The sequence below is a fragment of the Nocardia sp. NPDC055321 genome (assembly GCF_053645575.1).
Genome location: NZ_JBSHMS010000036.1, coordinates 13,757 through 33,684, shown reverse-complemented (window position 1 = coordinate 33,684; position 19,928 = coordinate 13,757). Strand labels below are relative to the sequence as shown.

Below are 19,928 nucleotides of genomic sequence, written 5' to 3'. Positions count from 1 at the left end.
CCCGAATGCCGCAGCAGCCGCAGCAGTCGTCCGATCGTGTGATAGAGATCGGCGGCCTCGGAGAGTTGTTCGGTGTCGGCGGCACTGAGTTCGGTGTCGGCGATACCGGGATGCGCGGGCAGCGTGGCCTCCTCGATCGTGTGGTCAGATTCCCGCGCGGTCGGCCGCGCGGAGTTCGTCGGCTTCCGCGGGGGCGTTCCCGTTGCCGGCGAACCACGATGCCACCGCGCCGATCAGCATCATAAGTGCCGCGCCGAGGAACACGACCACCAGTCCGGAGTGGAACGGGCCGGAGATCAGGTTGGGGAAGAACTCCTGGCCCGTCAGGACTTCGGTCTGGACGCCGGGATGTTCGAGGGTGCCGCTCGGGCCGAGCAACTCCTCGATCGGGTTGTACCCGAGGAAGGCCGCGAACAGGCTGCCGACCGGGGGCAGTCCGGCCGCTTCGGCGGCGACCTCCGGCGAGACGCCCTGGGCCTGCAGGCCCGAATCGAGCGCGCCGGGCAGCGGCGAGGACAGGCCGACGACCATGAGGGAGAAGAAGATTCCCATCGACAGCGCCATACCGCCGTTGAGCAGGGTCGCGCGGATACCCGAGGCGACACCGCGCTGGTCGGCGGGAACAGAGTTCATGACCGCCGCGGTGTTCGGCGAGGTGAACAGGCCCGAACCCAGGCCGTTGAGCAGGATGATGCCCGCGAATACCCAGTAGTTGAAGTCGACCGGGATCACCACCAGCAGCACGAAGGTCAGCGCCATCACCGACATGCCCAGCGTGGCGAACGAGCGCGCGCCGTACCGGTCCGACAGCCAGCCCGAAACCGGGCCCGCGGCAAGGAATCCCAGGGTCAGCGGGAGCATATAGATGCCCGCCCACAGCGGGGTGACCTCGTAGTCGAATCCGTGCAGCGGCAGCCAGATGCCCTGCAGCCACATGATGAGCATGAACTGCAGGCCGCCGCGGCCGATGGAGGCCATCAGACCGGCCACGTTGCCCAATCCGAAAGCGCGCGAACGGAACAGCGAGAGCTGGAACATGGGCGCGGCGACGCGGCTCTCGATCACGCAGAACAGCGCGAGCAGCGCGAAGCCGCCGAGCACCGACCCGATCACCCACGGGTTGCCCCAGCCGGTGTTCGAATCCCCGTAGGGCTGAATGCCGTAGGTGATGCCGGTCAGCAGCGCGGTCAGGCCGAGTGCGAAGGTGAGGGTGCCGGGCAGATCCAGTTTTCCGGGCGTGCGCTGACCCACGTCGTGCAGCGCGCGGTACGACCACACCGCGCCGACGATGGCGAACGGCACACTGACCCAGAACACGGCCTTCCAGTGCCATTCCGACAGCAGGCCGCCGATCACCAGTCCGAGGAACGAACCGGCCACCGCCGCAACCTGATTGATGCCGAGCGCGAATCCCCGGCGCTCCACCGGGAACGCGTCGGTGAGGATCGCCGCGGAGTTGGCCATCAGCATGGCCCCGCCGACGCCCTGCACCACGCGCCAGCCGATCAGCCACAGCGCGCCGGCGTCGTGGGTGAACGGCACCAGCGAGAGCGCCACCGCCGACACCGCGAAGACGACGAACCCGAGGTTGTAGATCCGCACCCGCCCGTACATGTCCCCGAGCCGCCCGAACAGCACCACGAGCACCGCCGACACGAGCAGGAATCCCATGAGCAGCCAGAGCAGGTAGCCCACGTTCCCCGGCGAGAGCGGGTTCAGGTCCACCCCGCGGAAGATCGCGGGCAGCGAGATGATGACGATCGAGGAGTTGATGGTGACCATCAACATGCCCAGCGTGGTGTTGGCCAGCGCCACCCACTTGTATCGCGGATGGTCATGGTCCATCCGCCGCCGGCGGCGGATCGTCCGTACGTCACCGGTGTCGAGCTCGGTGGTGGTGGCGGCCACAACGCCTCCCGAAGAGATAGCAGAACAAGCAACTCGTCCAATATAGTTGTTAGTTGCTAACTAACCAATTCGCGGTCGGGAAACACGCGTCGCCCGCCGGTGGCCGCGCCGATGTCGGTCGAGCACGACCGGTACGCCCTACGCCGAGACGGCGAGTTAGGGTGGGGGGCCATGGTGACACCCGAGGCGAATGAGATGGGGGCTCGCGGTCACGCCGTCAGCCCCCTCCGCGACTGAGCACCCGTCGCGCGCTCCCGGCACCCTGCCATGAGCGCGATCGTTCGCATTCCCGGGCGCTGACCGCTGTGACGAGACGTCTTCCTGTCGTTCTCTCACTTCGGAGTCCCTCATGCCCCTGTCCCTCTACACCCTTGCCGTGGCGGTATTCGCCATGGGCACTTCCGAATTCATGCTCGGGCCTGGTGCCCGATATCGCGGCGACCCTCGGCGTATCGATCGGTTCGGCCGGCCTGCTCACCTCGGCCTTCGCGATCGGCATGGTTGTCGGCGCGCCGCTCACCGCGGCCCTGGCACGCCGGTACGACCCGCGCACGGCCCTGTTGTCCTTCGTGTCGTTGTTCGCGGCCGCACACGTGATCGGTGCGCTCACCGTGAGTTTCTCGGTGCTGCTGGCGACCCGAGTGATCGCCGCGCTGGCCAATGCCGGGTTCCTCGCCGTCGCGCTGAGTACCGCGGCGGCGCTCGTGGCGGCCGATCGCAAGGGGCGTGCGCTGGCGGTCCTGCTCTCCGGCACGACGATCGCTACCGTCGCGGGTGCGCCGGGCGGCGCGCTGCTCGGCGCGGTACTCGGCTATCGGGCGACCTTCTGGGCGATCGCCCTGCTCTGCCTGCCCGCCGCCGCCGGGATCGCCCGGGGTATCCCGGCCCGCGCCGGAACCGGCGTTCCGGGTGCCACACCCGCCCCTTCACTCCGGGAAGAGATCGGTGAGCTGAAGCGACCCGGTCTGCTGCCTGTCATGCTGCTGGGCGCACTGATCAACGCCGCGACCTTCGCCACGTTCACCTTCCTCGCGCCGATCGTGACGGACCGGGCCGGATTGCCGGAGTTCTGGATTCCCGTGGCGCTCACGCTGTTCGGTCTCGGCTCCTTCGTCGGCGTCGTCGGCGCGGGACGGATCTCGGACCGGCGGCCCGGTCTCGCCATCGTGGTCGGCGGGCCGCTGCTGCTGCTCGGCTGGATCGCGCTGGGGGTCCTGGCCGCGCACCCGGCGGCCCTGCTGACCCTGGTGTTCACGCAGGGCGCGCTGTCGTTCGCGGTGGGCAGCACCCTGATCGCCCGGGTGCTCTACGCGGCGGAGGGCGCGCCCACGATGGGCGGGTCGTACGCGACGGCCGCGCTCAACATCGGCGCCGCGGCCGGGCCCGCCGTCGCAGCGGCGACCCTCGGCACCGGGGCCGGAGTCCTCGGGCCGGTCTGGGTGAGCGGCGTGCTGGTCGCCGTCGCGCTTGCTATCGCGGTGCCGTTCCTTCGGGTCGTGGCACCGCGGGCGATCCGATGAACACACGAACCCGCCGTACTCATGACGCGGTGCAGTTGTTCGCCGGCGGTAGGCCCGCGAATCGGTTTGCGATGTAAGGCATTCCGGCCGCCAGCGCGGCCAGACCGGCGGCCACGTGATCGAGACCCGCGTACTCGCGCAGGTCCACCGGGACCCCGGCCGCGCACAGGGACCGGGCCAGGGCGCGCTGATCCTCGGCGATGGCGACGCCGTCGCCCGTGCCGTCGCTGTCGCCGAAGGCGATCGCCATCGGGAAGCGTGGCGTGCCGGTGGTTCCCATGACGAGGGCGCCGGTCATCGCGGTCAGCGCCGAAAAGCGGTGGTAGTCGGCGTATTCGGGTGCGAACAGCGCCCGCATCTCGATGACCGGCAGATCCTGGGCCTCGAGGGCGCACAGCTCGCTCGCGCGGTCCATGATCCGGATCCCTTCGGGGGACAGGTAGGGCGTGAGGTCCACCTCGAAGCCGCGGCTGATGCCGGTCAGCACCAGCGGCAGGACCTTGGACCACACCGGGGAGCCGTCGATGTAGTCGATGGTGCGCAGCAGGTTCACCGGTAACCCGCCCTCCACCGCGCCGACGATGCGGAGCTCGGGGGCGTACCGAGCGGCCAGCTCGGCCGCGAACTGGGTGGCTATCCCGCCGCCGGAGAAGCCGAGCAGCGCCACCGGTACGGCGCCGGGCTCGGCGTCCAGGACCCGCTCGGCCGCCCGGATGCCGTCGAGCGTGCCGTAGCCGGACTCGTGCCCGGCGCCGTAGTGCAGCCCCGGCCCTTCGTAATCCGCCGTCACCACGGTGTATCCGGCGGCCAGCGCCGCCGCGACGACCGCGTGATCGAGGCCGGGCGTCCCGAACGCGGTGGTGTACGAGGGATTGCATCGCGAGCTGAGCGCGTCGTAGGCCGCTTGATACGAGACCAGCCGGGGCGGGCCGGCGGCGCCGGGCGGGCGTACGACCAGCGCGGCGGTGACCGACGGCCGCCGCAGTTGGTCGGTGGTGCGGTAGAGCACCTGGGTCGCCGTGCCGGGCAGGGCGGTGGCGGTCACCTGCCGGGTGCGCAGCACGGTTCCGGGCGCGATGTCCGCGACCGGGCCGTCGTACCGATAGAACGGGTCGTCGGCCGGCGGCGGGGGCTGGACGGTGATGACCGGCTGGGCCGCGACCACGGCGACCGAGCCCGTCAGGGATGCCGCGGCCAGCAGCGCGCACAGTGCGAGCTTTCGCATGATGAGGGGAACGTCCTTGTCGTACTGGGTATTTGGTGCTTGTGCCGTGTGCGGCCACCGAGTCGCCTCGAAGGTGCACGAACGAACCACCGTCCTATCAAAGAGCTTCTATAAAAGAACTTTAGAACAGCGGGCGCGAATCCCGGCGCCGATTGCCCGATCTCGGCCCGAAGTCCGGTCAAACACCGTCGAGACCGGTCGGTTCGGAGTTAGGCTGGGCGGACGCTACGCAACACGTATCCAGCGGACCCGGACGGAGCGTTATGGGATACCGGCGGAGTTTCGAGGCATTGCTGCTGGCCGCGGGGCTGGTGCTCGCGGCGGGGTGCGGGACGGGGGACGACTCGGGCGGGGAACCCGCCTACGCGGACACCCTGCGGCCGATCATCGAGAAACTGATGCGGGACAACGCGATTCCCGGGGCATCGGTGCTGATCAGATCGGCGTTGGACGGGGACTGGGCGGCCACCTTCGGCACGGGAACCATCGGCGCGGACGACCCGATCACCGCCGACGACTACTTCCGAATCGGCAGCAACACCAAGACCATGACCGTCACCGTCCTGCTGCAACTCGCGCAGGAGGGCAAGCTCGCACTCACCGATCCCATCGCGAAGTACCGGCCCGACGTGCCCGGAGGCGACCGGATCACCCTCGCGCAGCTGGCCGACATGCGCAGCGGCCTGTACAGCTACACCTTCGACCCCGCGTTCAACGCCGCGCTGGACAACGATCCGCGCCGGGTCTGGACACCGCAGGAACTCCTCGACATCGCCTTCTCGCACCCGGTGAACTTCGAACCGGGCGCGCGCTTCGAATACTCGAACACCAACACCATCCTGCTCGGGCTGGTCATCGAACAGGTGACGAAGCAGCCCATCGCGGAGTCCTTCCGCACCCGCATCTACGAACCACTCGATCTGCGGCACACCAGTTTTCCCGCCGCGGACGACGTCACTATCCCGGATCCGCATCCGCAGGGGTACGCCTTCGGCACCAACGTCTCCACCATCGACACCTACGCGCTGCCGCCGGACCAGCAGGCCGCCGCCGTCGCGGGCACGCTGCTGCCGTCGAACCAAACCGTCGCGAGCCCGTCGTGGGCGTGGACCGCGGGCGCGGCCATCGCCACCGTGGGCGACATGGCCACGTACGTGAAAGCGCTCGCCGACGGCGATCTGCTCGACGCGCGCATGCAGCAGACCCGGATCGACAGCATCGAACCGCTGGATCCCGCCAACCCGGCGGTCGCGGGCTACGGCCTGGGCATCGTGCGCTTCGGCGAACATCTCCTCGGCCACGACGGGCAGATTCCGGGATACATGACCTTCATGGGCCATGACCCGAAGGCCGATCGCACCATCGTGGTCGCCACGAATCTGGCCGCGGTCCCCGCCGGGGAAGGGGCGGCGCTGGTTCTGGTCAAGGGCATGCTGCCGACGTTCTACGGCGCGGACGCGGTCGGCGGTCACGATCCGGCGCGTCCCACGTCGGATCCGAGCGACCCGCCGACGACCGCGCCGGCGACGCGCTAGAGCCCGCCCGCGCACCGGGCTTCGACCTCGGCAACGCTGCTCGCGATCCGCATCCGCGCGGGCCCCCACTGCCCCGACTTATCGGGGCAGTCGTGGACGAATCCGCAGCCGGGACGGGTGTCGCCCGGCGCTTCGTGGCAGATCAGGGCGTCCGGCGGGCTCGGTCACAGTAGGGTTCGCACTCGGAACAGGACCGTGAGGAGAAACAGATGCCCGCCGGGTGGATTCGAGTCGTGCTGAGTGTGTCGCTGATGGCCGCGGGAGCGGTCGTGGCGGCGCCGGCCGCGGGGGCGACGGGGCCCGAGGATGCACCGGGGCTGGAACGGTACTACGGCCAGGAACTGCGCTGGCGGGGGTGCGAGGACGCGCAACTCGACGCGGCCGGGGCGCAGTGCGCGAATGTGGTTGTGCCGCTGGACTACACCGAACCGGACGGGCGCACGCTGACGCTGGCCGTCTCGCGGATCGCCGCGACCGATCCCGCGCAGCGGCGCGGGATCCTGATGTCCAATCCGGGTGGCCCGGGCGGGGCGGGCCTGCGGTACATGGTGAGCACCCAGCAGAACTTCTCGGAGCAGGTGCGGGCGCGGTACGACCTGATCGGGATGGATCCGCGCGGGATCGGGCGCTCGGACAAGGTCTCCTGTGCGTTGCCGGTGCCGAGCATCCTGTTCTCCGCGGGCTACGACCTGTTCGGGTACGCGCGTGACACCGCGCTGGCCGGCGCCCTGGCCACCGCGTGCGTCACCCCGGATCCGGACAAGATCCGGAACATCACCACCCGCAACACCGCTCGCGACATGGACATCGTGCGCAGCGCCTTCGGCGAGCAGAAGTTCAGCTACTTCGGCGCGTCCTACGGCACCTACCTCGGATCGGTGTTCACGCAGATGTTCCCGGACCGGGTGGACCGGGTCGTCCTGGACAGCGCCGTCGACCCGGACATGATCTGGACCGGGCACTACCAGCACATGGGACCGGCCAACGAGTACGCGCTCGACGACTGGGCGGCGTGGGCCGCCAAGCACAACGACGAATACCGTTTCGGCGCGACCGCCCCCGAGGTGCGGGCCTTCGTCGCGGACACGATTCGCCGTGCCGGGGCGCATCCGGTGTTCAACACCAGCTTCCTGGTGGACGAGCACACGGTTCCGCTCATGGTGTTCGCGCTGCTGGCCAACCCGCAGTGGAACGCGCGGCTGGCCACGGTGGTTCGCATGATCTCCGACGGCGCGAACGGGCTGCCCATCGATCTCGACGATCTCAAGGCGAAGGTCACCGCCGCCGTGCCGCTCGAGGCCGCGAGCCTGGCCGCGGTGCTGTGCGGCGACCGCGCCGCGCCGCGCGATCCCGCCTGGTACCTGGCCAACATCGAGCGCACCCGCGCCACGCAGCCGATCTTCGGGGCGTTCGCGAACAACATCACCGCGTGCGCGTACTGGCCGGATCCGGTCGAGCCGCCCACCGAAATCGGCAACGCGCACCCCGCGCTGATCCTGGCCTCCACCCACGACACCCGCACCGTGTACGAGGAAGGCGTTGCGCTGCACCGTCGTTTGACCGGCTCGCGGCTGGTGACGCTGGCGGATACCAGGATTCACGGCGCGTTCCGGGTGGGCTTGAGCCCGTGCGTCACCGACGCGGTCAATACCTATTTGGCCGAGGGGACCCTGCCCGCCGAGGACATCTCCTGTGCGGCGGATCCGAGCTATTTCCCGCAGTAGCGGCGGGCCACCCGCGACGGTGACGGCGGGTTCCGCCGGCGTCCGGCGCGGGGTCGGCGAAACGTCATGGGTGCGACTGTCACCGGGCCGCCGTACGCTCTCGCCCCATGGGCCTAGCTATCTCAGTTCATTCCTACGCGTACACGCTGACGTCGGATCCCGAGTACGCCGACGACCTGCGGGAGGACCTCGTCGCGATCAACCGGGTGCTGGCCGAGAACGGCCTGGCCGCGCACGAGGAGCCCGGCACCGAAGGTCCGGCGGTCCGGCGTTCGCACATGAACAGCTTCCCGTACAGCTTCCTGCACTACCTGCGCCGGGCCTACGCGCACGCGCACAGCAATCCCGGCGAGCCGCTCACCCCCGTCGCGGACGGTGACGATCCCGCCCGGGACGAACTCGTCGAAGACCTGCTGTACATGTTCGACTGCCATCTGATCTGCCATTCCGATGCCGAGGGCTGCTACGTGCCCATCGATTTCGACCATGTGCTGGCCCCGGACGCCGCCGACATCAAGCTGCCCGGCGGCATCCTCGGCTCGTCGGTGGCGCTGCTGCGCGAGCTGACTTTCCTCGCGCCATATCTCGGCATCGAGCTCCGGGACAGCGTGCTCACCGACGACGTGGCCGATCGCGTGGCTCGGACCGGGGAGGACGACCCTTTCGCGCGCGAGCGCGAGGTGTGGCTCACGCTGTTCGAGAGCGCACGGGTCTCGGTCGCGAACAACACCCTGATCACCTTCGGCTGAGACGCCGGGCCCGAAGATCAAGTGCCGGTTGCCCGGACGACGATCCTTGCGCCGGCGAGCACGAGGTGTGGCTCACGCTTTTCGAAAGCGCGCGGGTCTCGGTCGCGAACAACGTCCTGATCTTCTTCGGTTGACGGTCCGGCGCGAGAGGTTGCACCGACTCTATGAGGCAGAGGCGATCCGCAGATTACGGCTCGAACCGCCCGGTGACGGGAGGTTCGAGCCTCGGCGACCTGGTGTGTGCCGGGCCTGCGCGAGTGGAACGACCGTGACCGGTGTGGTGTCAGTCGGACCACAGGCGAGTGTCGCGTGCCCGGACCTGCGCGGCGACACGGGCGATAGCGTCATCGGCACTCAGTGCGGGCAGGCGCCGACCGTCCCGCAGCCGGATCGACACCTCGCCGGCGGCGGCCTCCTGCGCACCGAGGATGAATTGATAGGGCGCGAGCCGGGTTTCGCGTACTCGGGCCGCCAGGCTGCCGTCGCTCACCACCCGCACCCGCAGGTCGGCGTGCAGGCAGTCGTCGCCGAGCGCCGCGGCGGCGGGCTCCTGGGCCGCGGACACCGGCAGCACCGCGACCTGAACCGGGGCGAGCCACGCGGGGAAGGCGCCGCCGTGGTGCTCGATAAGGTGCGCCACCGCGCGCTCCACACTGCCGATGATGCTGCGGTGCACCATGACCGGCCGGTGGCGGTCGCCGTCCGCGCCGATGTAGTGCAGGTCGAATTGCTCGGGCTGATGGAAGTCGACCTGCACGGTGGACAGGGTCGATTCCCGCCCGGCGTGATCGGTGACCTGTATGTCGATCTTCGGGCCGTAGAACGCGGCCTCGCCCTCGACCGCGTCGTAGGGCGCCCCGGCCCGGTCGAGCACCTGTCGCAGGATCTCGCTCGCACGCCGCCACATCTGCTGCGCCGCAACGTATTTTCCGCCCGGGCCCGGCAGGGAGAGGCGGTAGCGCGCGTCGACGATACCCATGTCGCGGTAGGCGGCGGCGATCAACTCCAGTGCGGCGGTCGCCTCGTCGGCGACCTGGTCGAGGGTGCAGAAGATGTGCGCGTCATTGAGATGGATGCAGCGCACCCGGGTCAGCCCGCCGAGCACGCCCGACAGTTCCGAGCGGTACATCGCGCCGAGTTCGGCCATCCGCAAAGGCAATTCGCGATAGCTGTGCGACCGGGAGCGGTACATCAGCGCGTGATGCGGGCACAGGCTCGGGCGCAGCACCACCTGCTCGCCGCCGACCGCCATCGGCGGGTACATGTCGTCGGCGTAGTGCTCGAGGTGCCCGGATATCTCGTACAGCTCGCGCTTGCCCAGCACGGGTGAGTACACGTGCTGGTATCCGGCTCGCCGTTCGACGACCCGGATGTAGTCCTCGAGGCTCTGCCGCACGATCGCGCCGTCCGGCAGCCAGTACGGCAGTCCCGCCCCGATGAGCGGGTCCGTGTCGAACAGCCCGAGCTCCCGGCCCAGCTTCCGATGGTCGTGCACGAAGGTCGTCCTTCCGTTGGCGGGCGGACGACCACACGAGAAAGCCCCGGGCATCCGCCCGGGGCTCGATCAGAGATGCATCAGCGCGCCGGGAAGTTCTCCGGCGTCGTGGTGACGAGTACGCGCTGCATGCGAGGGACCGTACCGCGCGGTCGCCCGCCCTACAACCGGTTTTCCCGCGTGTGGAACCGAGCGCCCGTCAGTAGCATTCGGGGAATGGACAGCGTCGTGGCGTTCGGGCTGGCGATATCGCCGATCGTGGTCGTCGCCGGAACGTTCGCGCTGCTGGTGACGCGGGCGCGCCGACGCGGCCTCGGGGGCGGGATGGTCGGGCCATTGCAGGAGATGTGGGATCCGGGGGCGTTGCGGGCTCAGGTGCGGACCGAAGTGCAGGCGGAACAGGCAGCGCCCGATCCCTCGCCCGATGATCCAGAACACCTCGAGGCACGGGGACACGGCCCGATGCGGTTCGTCACGACCGATCCGCCGCCAGCGCACCCGACCGTGCGGTAGCCGAAGTCGCCCTGATTCCGGGTCGCGGTCGCCGGGTCATGAACACCTTCACAGATAGCCGGAGTAGAACTCGAAGCTCATACGCGGACCGGTCAGCTCCCCGGTCGCAGGATCGCGGATTGTCAGTGGGTGCGCGAATCCTTCTGTGCTGCTTCGGCATAGCGGTGGGCGAGGGTGGCGAAGGCGGCGCGCAGGGGCGGTGGGCCGACGACCTCGATGGCTGTGTCGAACCTGCCGAGGGACGCGGCCAGGGCGGGCCAGGACCAGGAGCCCAGGGTCACGCGGGTACGGGTGGGGGTCACGGGCTCGGCGGTGCCGTCGTGGAGGAACGGGGTGATGGCGGACAGGGGGAGGTCGAGGATCGCCTCGCCGGTGCAGGGCCAGGTGGGGAGCGGGTCGGGGGAGCCGCGGAACCTCGCGTTCACGAAGGCGGCCGGGTCTGCGCCGGGGAGATCGCGTGGGGTGAAGCGGGGACCGGTGGGGACGCGCGGGGTTATGCGGTCGGCTCGGAAGGTGCGCCAGTCGGCGCGGTCCAGGTCCCAGGCCAGCAGGTACCAGCGGCCGCCGCGGACCAGGAGGTGGTGGGGTTCCACGCGGCGGGGCGGGGTACCCGGTTGTGCCGCAGCCGATTCGGATGCGTAGTCGAAACGCAGCACCTCGGTGGCGCGCACGGCCGCGCTGAGGGCGAGCAGGACGTCGGCACCGACCTGGGCGGCCGGGTCGGCGCCCGGGCGTTCGACGGTCACGAAGCTCAGGGCGTCCACGCGGGCGCGCAGACGGGCGGGCATCACCTGCCGGACGGTCTGCAGCGCGCGCAGGGCGGCTTCGGAGATGTCCGCGCCGCCCAGGGTCGCTGTCCGCAGCGCCACGGCCACCGCGACCGCCTGCTCGTCGTCGAACAGCAGCGGCGGCAGCTCCGCACCCGCCTCCAAGCGATAGCCGCCGTCGGGCCCCTTCGCCGTCGCGATGGGATAGCCGAGTTCGCGCAGCCGGTCGATGTCGCGGCGCACGGTGCGCGGACTGATCTCGAGCCGCTCGGCCAGCAGCGCGCCCGGCCAGTCGCGCCGGGCCTGCAACAGCGACAGCAGGGCCAGCAGGCGTCCGGAAGTCTTCGGCATGTTTCTCATACTGCCTCGAGTAGCGGACACATCCTGGCCTCTACTCCCGCGAGAGTGGTCGAGAACCAACCGCTACGAGACCGAGGAGTCGACCATGACCATCAAGACCACCACGCACCTGAACTTCCGCGGCGACGCCCGGGCCGCCCTCGAGTTCTATCGCTCGGTGTTCGGCGGCGACCTCACCGCCGTCACCTACCGGGACGCGGGCGCGGTCACGGCCGAAGCCGAGGCCGACCAGATCATGTGGGGACAGGTGCTCTCCGGCAACGGTTTCCACGTCATGGCCTACGACGTCCCGGCGAGCACCCCGTACGACGCGGGCGTGAACCCGGTGTTCGTCTCGGTTCGAGGCGAGACCGCCGAGGAGATCACCGAGTACTGGAAGGGCCTGTCCGAACGCGCCACCGTCCTCGCCCAACTGGCCCCCTCGGGCTGGGCCCCCGCCTACGGGATGCTGCGCGACCGCTTCGGCGTCACCTGGGTGCTGGACGTGGCGGTCGAGTACAACGGATAGCCGCGTGAGTCAGCGCGCCGGGGCGTTGTAGACCCCGATCGTGGGGTACTGGCCGTTGAAGGCCGGCAGAGCGTAGACCGGCCACGCGGTCGTCGAGACGGTGATGTAGGGGCTGTGGCCCGCCGGGATGTTCGTGGCGTCGATGTCGAGGGTGATCGGCGCACCCCCGGTTCGATCCGCGCGCAGGTAGACGAATTGCCGGCCGAACCGCGGCTCGAACTGCACGCCGTCGAGCACGCTCGAGCTCCAGTTCACATCCAGCCATTGCCCGCACGATTCAGCCTCCGAGGAACCGAAGAAGGCAGGCTCGCTGCGGATTGGCTCCACGACGGCGACCAGCTGTCCGGGCCGGTCCGGAATCGTCTCGACCCACTGCCGATAGTGAATGCGGCAGGTCAGATTGTCGCCGATGACGTGGCCGAGTTGGAACGAGGTGGGATTCGCGGGCAAGGGTTCGGCGTGGGAGGCACCGGCACCGCCCGTGGCGATACCCAGCGAGATCGCCGAGACGGCGCCGATTCGGAACAGGAGAGAGGGCAGGCGCATGATCCGACATTCCGCTAGGCAACTTCTGGCAACCAAGGTTGATTGCCGCCGAGAATGGAAGTCAAATTATGTGACCCACGCCATCGCGGGGGTGGGTTGATCGGCGGTCAGGGGAGGCTGGGGCTCGGGAAGTCCTGGGCCTCGGCGAAAGCGGCCAGGTCCACCTGGCGGCGGGCATTGGAGATGCCGGTCACCACGCAGGTGCCCAGGGGGCCGGTCCGGTCGTAGATGGTGGCGGTCGCGATCGCGATGCCGTCGGCCGCCACCTGATCCTGGGCGAGGATGCCGAGTTCGGGGCCCTCGGGCAGGCGGGCGAGGGTGACGGTCAGATCGCTGTTGATGTAGCCGACGCCCTCGGTGCCCCAGTTGCACACCAGATTGGTCGCGTCGCCTACGAACGCGGCGCGCTGGAACGGGGAGATGGGCTCGCCCTCGACAAGGGCGGGCAGGTTGTGCCAGGCCGACTTCCGCTCGCTGTTCTGACCGGAGGCGAAGTCGCCGGTCCAGGCCAGATCGCCGGACTTGAACAGCGGCGGGGAGCCTTCGGGGGCGGTCAGCGGCTCGTCCGGCTGGGGCAGGTGACGGGTCGCCTGCCACACCTGTCCGGGCGGCTGATCGCCCGCCGCCACGTACATGACCGTGGCGCGGGCCCGGACCTGATCCTGCTGGATGATCGCGGCGTCGATGACCCGCACCCGGCGGCCGTCGCGCACCACCTCGCTGTACAGGCGGATGGGTTCGTTCAGGACCGGGCGGAACAGATCGACGGTGAAGCGGGCGGGAATGAAATCATCGCCCGGACAATGCCATTCGAGTTCACGAGCGAGCAGTCCGCATACCGCGGTACCGCCGAGCTGGTTCGGCGACCACGGACTGACGGACATCTCGGTCGCCACGTAGTGATCATCGACCAGAGTGAAAAATGCGACCACCGCGTCCCGAACCCTTCTCGCCATCAAGATCTCTTGCATTAGAGCATGTTTCACAATTCACCGAACATCGGGCTCGCCGATACCGGAAGTGCGGGCTCCGTTCACGCACCACGGAATGCCTTGTCCCCGACCCGATCGGGATCGGTGATGTGCGCCAGGAAAAGGCGCGCGGCGGGGGTCGGGGTCCGGGTGGTCACCGCGTGCCAGGGACGGGTCAGCGGCGTGCCCTCGATGTCGAGCACTTCCAGACGGCCCTCACTCAGGTCCGATTCGATGGCGTCGGTGTGAATCAGCGTGATACCCAAGCCCTCCCGCGCGGCGGCGAGCGCGGCGCCATGGGTTCCCAGGGTGAGGGTGGGCGGTCGGATCTGCAGCCGGTCGAACAGCGCGACGGTGGTGTCGCGGGTGCCGGAACCGGCGCCGCGCAGTAGCCAGGTCGCCTCGGTGACATCGGGCCAGCGGCCGGGCGCGCCCACCACCACCAGCTGACACGGGCGGCGGGCACGGGTGACGAGGGTGCCGTCGCGCGGCGGGCGACCGGCGACCACGAGATCGGTTTCGTGGTGGTTCAATTCGAGAAACAATACATCGCGCGGCTGGATCGAGAGGCCGAGTTCGATATCGGGATACCGATTCCGGAACGAGGCCAGCAGACGAAGCAGCACGTACTCGCCGGCGGTCGCGACGACCCCTATTCGGAGCCGGCCGGTCTCGGCCTCGCGCACCGCGGCGTGCGCCTCCTTCATCAAACCCAGAATGCTGCGGCAATAATCCGCGTACACCCGCCCGGCCTCGGTCAACGCGATACCGCGACCCGATTTCGCGATCAGTTTCGCGTCGAGCTGTTTCTCGATGTGCGCCACCGCCGCCGAGGCGGCCGCCTCGGTGATGTGCAGCTGCGCGGCGGCCCGCCGGATGCTGCTGTGCCGGGCGACGGCGAGAAAGGTTTCCATGCGGACCGCACTCACCGTACCCATCGTCAGACGGTAGCAAACTTCACCAAATGGTTGAGCGAGACGAGGAACAATCGCATTGTCCGTCCGGAAATCGGCCGTCATCCTTGGAAACGGAAGCGTCCCAGCACCGTTCGCAGGAGGAAACGATGGCCGGAACTGACGATCAGAACGGTGAGCGCGGCCGCTGGGATCCGGGTGTGAACACCTATGCGTCCATGGGTTATTACGCACCGGATTATCAGCCCAAGGATACCGACATCCTCGCGGTCTTCCGGGTCACCCCGCAGCCCGGGGTCGATCCGATCGAGGCGTGCGCGGCCGTCGCGGGCGAATCCTCCACGGCCACATGGACCGTGGTGTGGACCGACCGGCTCACCGCGCACGACCGCTACCAGGCCAAGTGCTACCGGGTGGAGGACGTGCCGGGCCGGCCGGGGGAGTACTTCGGCTACGTCGCCTACGATCTGGATCTCTTCGAAGAGGGGTCGATCACCAATCTCACCTCGTCGGTGATCGGCAATGTCTTCGGATTCAAACCGCTGCAGGCCCTGCGGCTCGAAGATATGCGTATTCCGGTGGCGTATGTCAAGACCTTTCAGGGCGCTCCGCACGGAATCGTTATGGAGCGCGAGTATCTGAACAAATACGGCCGGCCGCTGCTCGGCGCGACGGTGAAACCGAAATTGGGTCTTTCCGCGCGCAACTACGGCCGCGTGGTATACGAAGCCTGTAAGGGCGGGCTCGATTTCACCAAGGACGACGAGAACATCAACTCGCAGCCGTTCATGCGCTGGCGTGATCGCTTCCTGTTCGCCATGGAGGGCGTCAATCGCGCGACCGCCGAAACGGGCGAGCTCAAAGGCCATTACATGAATGTCACCGCCGCCGACATGGAAGACATGTACGAACGCGCGGAGTTTGCCAAGTCCATCGGCAGCATGATCATCATGATGGATCTGACGGTCGGCTACACCGCCATGCAGTCCATGTCCAAGTGGGCGCGGCGCAACGGGATGCTGCTGCATCTGCACCGCGCCGGGCACTCCACCTTCACCCGGCAGAAGACGCACGGGGTGAGCTTCCGGGTGCTGGCCAAGTGGTGCCGGCTCATCGGGGTCGATCATGTGCACGCGGGCACCGTCATCGGCAAGCTCGAGGGCGACCCGTACACGGTCAAGGGCTTCTACGACACGTTGCGCGACAACCACGTTCCCGCCAACCCGCGCAACGGCATCTTCTTCGACCAGGACTGGGCCAGTCTGCCGGGCGTCATGCCGGTGGCCTCGGGCGGCATCCACGCCGGGCAGATGCACCAGCTGCTGGACCTGTTCGGCGACGACGTCGTGCTGCAGTTCGGCGGCGGCACCATCGGGCACCCGATGGGCATCGCCGCGGGCGCCGAAGCCAATCGCGTTGCGCTGGAAGCGGTCGTGAAGCTCCGCAACGAAGGGCGCGACCTGCTGAAGGAGGGCCCCGACGCGCTGCGGCGGGCCGCCGAGAACTGCAAGCCGCTGGAGGCCGCACTGCAGGTCTGGGGTGACGTCACCTTCGAGTACACCTCCACCGACGCGCCCGACGCCGTCCCCACCAGCTCACGCTGACGCCGAAAGACGAGGAACCGCAATGCAACTGCGTCACGGCACGTTTTCACACCTGCCCGACTTCACCGACACCGAGATCGCCGCGCAGGTGCGCTACGCCCTGCTCAACAATTGGCCGGTCTCCATCGAATACACCGACGATCCGCACCCCCGCAATGTGTACTGGGAGATGTGGGGGCTGCCGCTGTTCGATCTCGACGAGCCCGACGGCGTACTCGCCGAGATCAACGCCTGCCGGGCCACGTTCCCGCGGCACTACATTCGCGTCACCGCCTATGACGCCACGTACGGCAGGCAGACCACCGCGCTGAGCTTCCTGGTGCAGCGCCCGGCCCACGAGCCCGGCTTCCGCCTGGAGCGCACCGACGCCAGCGACCGCCGGCAGCGGTACGGCTTCCACGCGTACGCGCTGGACGACCGGCCCGGCGAACGCTACAGCGGCTGAACCGTTTTCCGAGCGAGAGGTATCCAGTGAGCAAGGAGTATCCCGTGGCACCGAGCGCCCGGCAACCTGCGGCCGGACCCTCGGCGAACGGGTTCGCGATGCATCGGCCCGGGGCCACGAGCCCCGCGCCGGTGCGCGGCGCGGCCGCCGATGGCCCCCGACCCGAGGACACGGCGGCCGACCACCCTCTCGCCGACGACGCCCTGCTCGACCTGTCGGCAGACATGGCGGGCAAGGACGTCGAGGACACCCTGACCAGGCTGGACGCCGAGCTGATCGGGCTGGCCAACGTCAAGCGCCGGGTGCGGGAGATCGCGGCGCTGCTGCTGATCGACCGCGCCCGCCAGCGCTTCGGCCTGCAGGCCACCCGCCCGACCATGCACATGAGCTTCACCGGCGGTCCCGGCACGGGCAAGACCACGGTCGCGCTGCGCATGGCGCAGATGCTGCACGCGCTGGGGTACATCCGTAAACCCAAGGTGCACACCGTGACCCGGGACGACCTGGTCGGCCAGTTCATCGGGCACACCGCACCCAAGACCAAGGAGGCCCTCGCCAAGGCCGCCGGGGGCGTGCTGTTCATCGACGAGGCGTACTACCTGTTCCGGCCGGAGAACGAGCGCGATTACGGGCAGGAGGTCATCGAAATCCTGTTGCAGGAGATGGAGAGCGAGCGCACCAGCCTCGTGGTGATCTTCGCCGGCTACCCGGATCGCATGGAGGTCTTCTTCTCCGCCAATCCCGGCCTGTCCTCGCGGGTGGCCCACCACATCGAGTTCCCCGACTACACCCACGACGAACTGCTGCGCATCGCCCAGCTCATGGTGACGCAGGAGAACTTCAGCCTCGATGACGCGGCGGTGGAGGCGTTCTCGCGCTATCTCGAACTGCGCATGACCCGTCCTCGCTTCGCCAACGCCCGCAGCGTCCGCAACGCGATCGACCGTTGCCGCCTGCGCCAGGCCAAACGCCTGGTGGAGCTGCACCGGCCGTTGAGCCGCACTGATCTGATCACGCTGACCGACAACGACGTCTACGGCAGCAGCGTGTTCACCGAGACCTCCGTATCGGAGGGCGCCCCCCAGTGAGGAAATGAGCAGGCGTATGCCCGAAGGATTGAAGACTCTCACCCGGTACACCATCGAGTCCGAGCATCGCCATCCCGGATCCTCCGGGGAGTTCTCGGCGCTGGTGAACGTGCTGGCCACCGCGACCAAGATGATCGCCAACCAGGTGACGCGGGGCGCCATCGTGGGGTCGGCGGGCGCCAGGGACAACCCGCCGGGGGCGGTGCATCGCAAGCTGGACGCGATCGCGCACGACATCATGGTGGGCGAGAGTCAGTGGACCGGGCCGTTGTCGGCGCTGGTCTCGGAGCAGATGAGCGGGTTCCACGCGGTACCGACCGAGTATCGGCGGGGCAAGTATCTGCTGGCCTTCGACCCGCTGGACGGGTCGAGCAACATCGACGTGAACCTGCCCGTCGGAACGATTTTCAGCGTGCTGCGCGCACCGGAGGACGGCCGGGCGGCCACGGGGGAGGACTTCCTGCAACCGGGGGTGCAGCAGGTCTGCGCGGGATTCACCCTCTACGGGCCGGCCACCATGCTTGTGCTCACCACCGGGAGCGGGGTGGACGGGTTCACCCTCGACCGGGAGGTCGGGGCGTTCGTACTCACCCATCCGCGCATGCGAATACCCGAGGACACTTCGGGTTTCGCGATCAACGCGGCCAACGAGCGGTTCTGGCAGCGGCCGGTGCGGCGATACGTGCACGAATGCCTACAGGGGCAGGACGGGCCGCGCGGACGCGATTTCAACATGCGCTGGGTGGCCTCCCTGGTCGCCGATACCTTCCACATCCTGACCCGCGGGGGCATGTATCTGTACCCGCGTGACACCCGCCATCCGGAGCGCCCGGGGCGGGTGTCGCTGTTGTACGGGGCCAATCCCATCGCGTTCATCGTCGAACAGGCGGGCGGCGCCGCGACCACCGGGCACGAGCGCGTGCTCGATGTGAAGCCGGGAGAACTGCACGAGCGGGTGCCGTTCATCTTCGGCTCGCGCAACGAGGTCGAGCGCATCGTGCGGTACCACGCCGAACCCGACGAGGGGCCGAGTTTCGATGCCTCACTGTTCGGGTCGCGGTCGCTGTTCCGCCCGGCCGGGCGCTGAGGCGTCGCGAAATCAGTTGTCCGGCAATCGAGGAGGTGCCATGTCGGTCAAACATCCCGTGGTCGCGATCACCGGGTCGTCCGGTGCGGGAACGACCAGCGTCACGCGGACCTTCCAGGAGATATTCCGGCGCGAGGGAATCAACGCGGCCATCGTGGAGGGAGATTCGTTCCACCGCTTCAACCGCAACGAGATGCAGCTGGCGATGGCCGAGGCCGAGGCCAGCCGCAATCCGACGTTCTCGCATTTCGGGCCGGAGGCGAATCTGCTGGGCGAGCTCGAGATGCTGTTCCGCGATTACGGGGAAACCGGGGTCGGGAACGTGCGGCGGTATCTGCACAACGACCGCGAGGCCAAGCCGTTCGGGCAGCCCGCGGGCACGTTCACCCCGTGGGAGGAGCTCTCGCCGGGCAGTGACCTGCTGTTCTACGAGGGCTTGCACGGTGCGGCGGTCACCGACGGCATCGACGTGGGGAACTACACCGACCTGCTGGTCGGGGTGGTGCCCATCGTGAATCTCGAGTGGATCCAGAAGGTGCACCGCGACAAGAACGAACGCGGGTACTCGAGCGAGGCCATCATCGACACGATTCTGCGGCGCATGCCCGATTACGTGAAGCACATCTGCCCGCAGTTCTCGCGGACGTACGTGAACTTTCAGCGGGTGCCGACGGTGGACACCTCGAATCCCTTCACCGCGCGGACGATTCCGACCGCGGACGAGAGCTTCGTGGTGATCCGGTTCGCCGATCCGAAGGTGATCGACTTCCCGTATCTGCTGTCCATGCTGCACGATTCGTTCATGTCCCGGCCCAACAGCATCGTGGTGCCGGGCGGGAAGATGGACCTGGCCATGCAGTTGATCTTCACGCCGTTGATCCTGCGGCTGATGGACAAGCGGCCCAAGCGAATGCGCTGACGACGAATCCGGCGGCCGCCCCGTGGGGACGGCCGCCGGATTCGTGGTGC

Annotated in this window: 17 protein-coding genes and 1 pseudogene; 11 read left to right on the top strand and 7 right to left on the bottom strand. The window is 68.6% G+C overall.

Translation table 11 applies throughout. The features are described 5' to 3' along the window. Nucleotides 1–144: 144 nt before the first annotated feature. The gene (locus tag ACWIGI_RS36960; RefSeq protein WP_454208261.1) at nucleotides 145–1,845 is read right to left on the bottom strand and encodes an MFS transporter; all 1,701 of its coding nucleotides are present in this window, start codon (nucleotides 1,843–1,845) and stop codon (nucleotides 145–147) included. Nucleotides 1,846–2,257: 412 nt separating this feature from the next. Between ACWIGI_RS36960 and ACWIGI_RS36955 the strand changes: the two are divergent. After that, nucleotides 2,258–3,428 (top strand): annotated as a pseudogene (locus tag ACWIGI_RS36955) (Cmx/CmrA family chloramphenicol efflux MFS transporter). Between the two features lie 19 nt (nucleotides 3,429–3,447). On the opposite strand, the gene ACWIGI_RS36950 reads toward ACWIGI_RS36955, so the two are convergent. After that, nucleotides 3,448–4,653 carry a lipase family protein gene (locus tag ACWIGI_RS36950; RefSeq protein WP_454208224.1) on the bottom strand — a complete coding sequence of 402 codons (1,206 nt, stop codon included), beginning with the start codon at nucleotides 4,651–4,653 and terminating at the stop codon, nucleotides 3,448–3,450. Between the two features lie 263 nt (nucleotides 4,654–4,916). Between ACWIGI_RS36950 and ACWIGI_RS36945 the strand changes: the two genes are divergently transcribed. The 3 genes from ACWIGI_RS36945 to ACWIGI_RS36935 all read left to right on the top strand — a co-directional run bounded on the left by ACWIGI_RS36945 (nucleotide 4,917) and on the right by ACWIGI_RS36935 (nucleotide 8,661). After that, complete coding sequence (locus ACWIGI_RS36945; protein ID WP_454208223.1) at nucleotides 4,917–6,188, top strand: serine hydrolase domain-containing protein; 1,272 nt, start codon at nucleotides 4,917–4,919, stop codon at nucleotides 6,186–6,188. Between the two features lie 209 nt (nucleotides 6,189–6,397). After that, complete coding sequence (locus ACWIGI_RS36940) at nucleotides 6,398–7,912, top strand: alpha/beta hydrolase (protein ID WP_454208222.1); 1,515 nt, start codon at nucleotides 6,398–6,400, stop codon at nucleotides 7,910–7,912. 107 nt (nucleotides 7,913–8,019) lie between these two features. Then, entirely contained in the window at nucleotides 8,020–8,661 is a 642-nt protein-coding gene (locus tag ACWIGI_RS36935) for a hypothetical protein (RefSeq protein ID WP_454208221.1), read from the top strand. Nucleotides 8,662–8,944: 283 nt separating this feature from the next. On the opposite strand, the gene thrS is transcribed toward ACWIGI_RS36935, so the two are convergent. Further along, the gene (thrS, locus tag ACWIGI_RS36930) at nucleotides 8,945–10,156 is read right to left on the bottom strand and encodes a threonine--tRNA ligase (RefSeq protein ID WP_454208220.1); all 1,212 of its coding nucleotides are present in this window, start codon (nucleotides 10,154–10,156) and stop codon (nucleotides 8,945–8,947) included. Nucleotides 10,157–10,372: 216 nt separating this feature from the next. On the opposite strand from thrS, the gene ACWIGI_RS36925 reads away from it, so the two are divergent. Further along, a complete protein-coding gene (locus ACWIGI_RS36925; RefSeq protein WP_454208219.1) occupies nucleotides 10,373–10,669 on the top strand; it encodes a hypothetical protein in 297 nt (98 codons plus the stop codon). Between the two features lie 122 nt (nucleotides 10,670–10,791). Here ACWIGI_RS36925 and ACWIGI_RS36920 read toward each other — a convergent pair whose 3' ends face one another. Further along, nucleotides 10,792–11,787: a helix-turn-helix transcriptional regulator gene (locus ACWIGI_RS36920; protein ID WP_454208218.1), complete on the bottom strand. Its 996-nt coding sequence runs from the start codon at nucleotides 11,785–11,787 to the stop codon at nucleotides 10,792–10,794. A 94-nt stretch (nucleotides 11,788–11,881) separates the two neighbouring features. Between ACWIGI_RS36920 and ACWIGI_RS36915 the strand changes: the two genes are divergently transcribed. Continuing rightward, entirely contained in the window at nucleotides 11,882–12,304 is a 423-nt protein-coding gene (locus tag ACWIGI_RS36915) for a VOC family protein (protein ID WP_454208217.1), read from the top strand. A 9-nt stretch (nucleotides 12,305–12,313) separates the two neighbouring features. On the opposite strand, the gene ACWIGI_RS36910 is transcribed toward ACWIGI_RS36915, so the two are convergent. The 3 genes from ACWIGI_RS36910 to ACWIGI_RS36900 form a co-directional block, all read right to left on the bottom strand. Further along, on the bottom strand, nucleotides 12,314–12,850 hold the full coding sequence (locus ACWIGI_RS36910) for a hypothetical protein (protein WP_454208216.1): 537 nt from the start codon (nucleotides 12,848–12,850) through the stop codon (nucleotides 12,314–12,316). A 107-nt stretch (nucleotides 12,851–12,957) separates the two neighbouring features. Beyond that, nucleotides 12,958–13,806, bottom strand: a complete 849-nt coding sequence (locus ACWIGI_RS36905; protein WP_454208215.1) for an acyl-CoA thioesterase domain-containing protein — start codon at nucleotides 13,804–13,806, stop codon at nucleotides 12,958–12,960. Nucleotides 13,807–13,883: 77 nt separating this feature from the next. Continuing rightward, nucleotides 13,884–14,759, bottom strand: a complete 876-nt coding sequence (locus tag ACWIGI_RS36900; protein ID WP_454208214.1) for a LysR family transcriptional regulator — start codon at nucleotides 14,757–14,759, stop codon at nucleotides 13,884–13,886. A gap of 125 nt (nucleotides 14,760–14,884) precedes the next feature. On the opposite strand from ACWIGI_RS36900, the gene ACWIGI_RS36895 reads away from it, so the two are divergent. Genes ACWIGI_RS36895 through ACWIGI_RS36875 form a run of 5 tightly spaced genes read left to right on the top strand, consistent with a single transcriptional unit; the run spans nucleotide 14,885 to nucleotide 19,878 of the window. Continuing rightward, on the top strand, nucleotides 14,885–16,339 hold the full coding sequence (locus ACWIGI_RS36895; RefSeq protein WP_454208213.1) for a form I ribulose bisphosphate carboxylase large subunit: 1,455 nt from the start codon (nucleotides 14,885–14,887) through the stop codon (nucleotides 16,337–16,339). Nucleotides 16,340–16,361: 22 nt separating this feature from the next. After that, the gene (locus tag ACWIGI_RS36890) at nucleotides 16,362–16,784 is read left to right on the top strand and encodes a ribulose bisphosphate carboxylase small subunit (protein ID WP_454208212.1); all 423 of its coding nucleotides are present in this window, start codon (nucleotides 16,362–16,364) and stop codon (nucleotides 16,782–16,784) included. Between the two features lie 44 nt (nucleotides 16,785–16,828). Beyond that, complete coding sequence (locus tag ACWIGI_RS36885; protein WP_454208211.1) at nucleotides 16,829–17,872, top strand: AAA family ATPase; 1,044 nt, start codon at nucleotides 16,829–16,831, stop codon at nucleotides 17,870–17,872. Between the two features lie 16 nt (nucleotides 17,873–17,888). Further along, complete coding sequence (locus tag ACWIGI_RS36880) at nucleotides 17,889–18,959, top strand: class 1 fructose-bisphosphatase (RefSeq protein ID WP_454208210.1); 1,071 nt, start codon at nucleotides 17,889–17,891, stop codon at nucleotides 18,957–18,959. Between the two features lie 40 nt (nucleotides 18,960–18,999). After that, on the top strand, nucleotides 19,000–19,878 hold the full coding sequence (locus ACWIGI_RS36875) for a phosphoribulokinase (RefSeq protein ID WP_454208209.1): 879 nt from the start codon (nucleotides 19,000–19,002) through the stop codon (nucleotides 19,876–19,878). The last annotated feature ends 50 nt before the right edge of the window (nucleotides 19,879–19,928 follow it).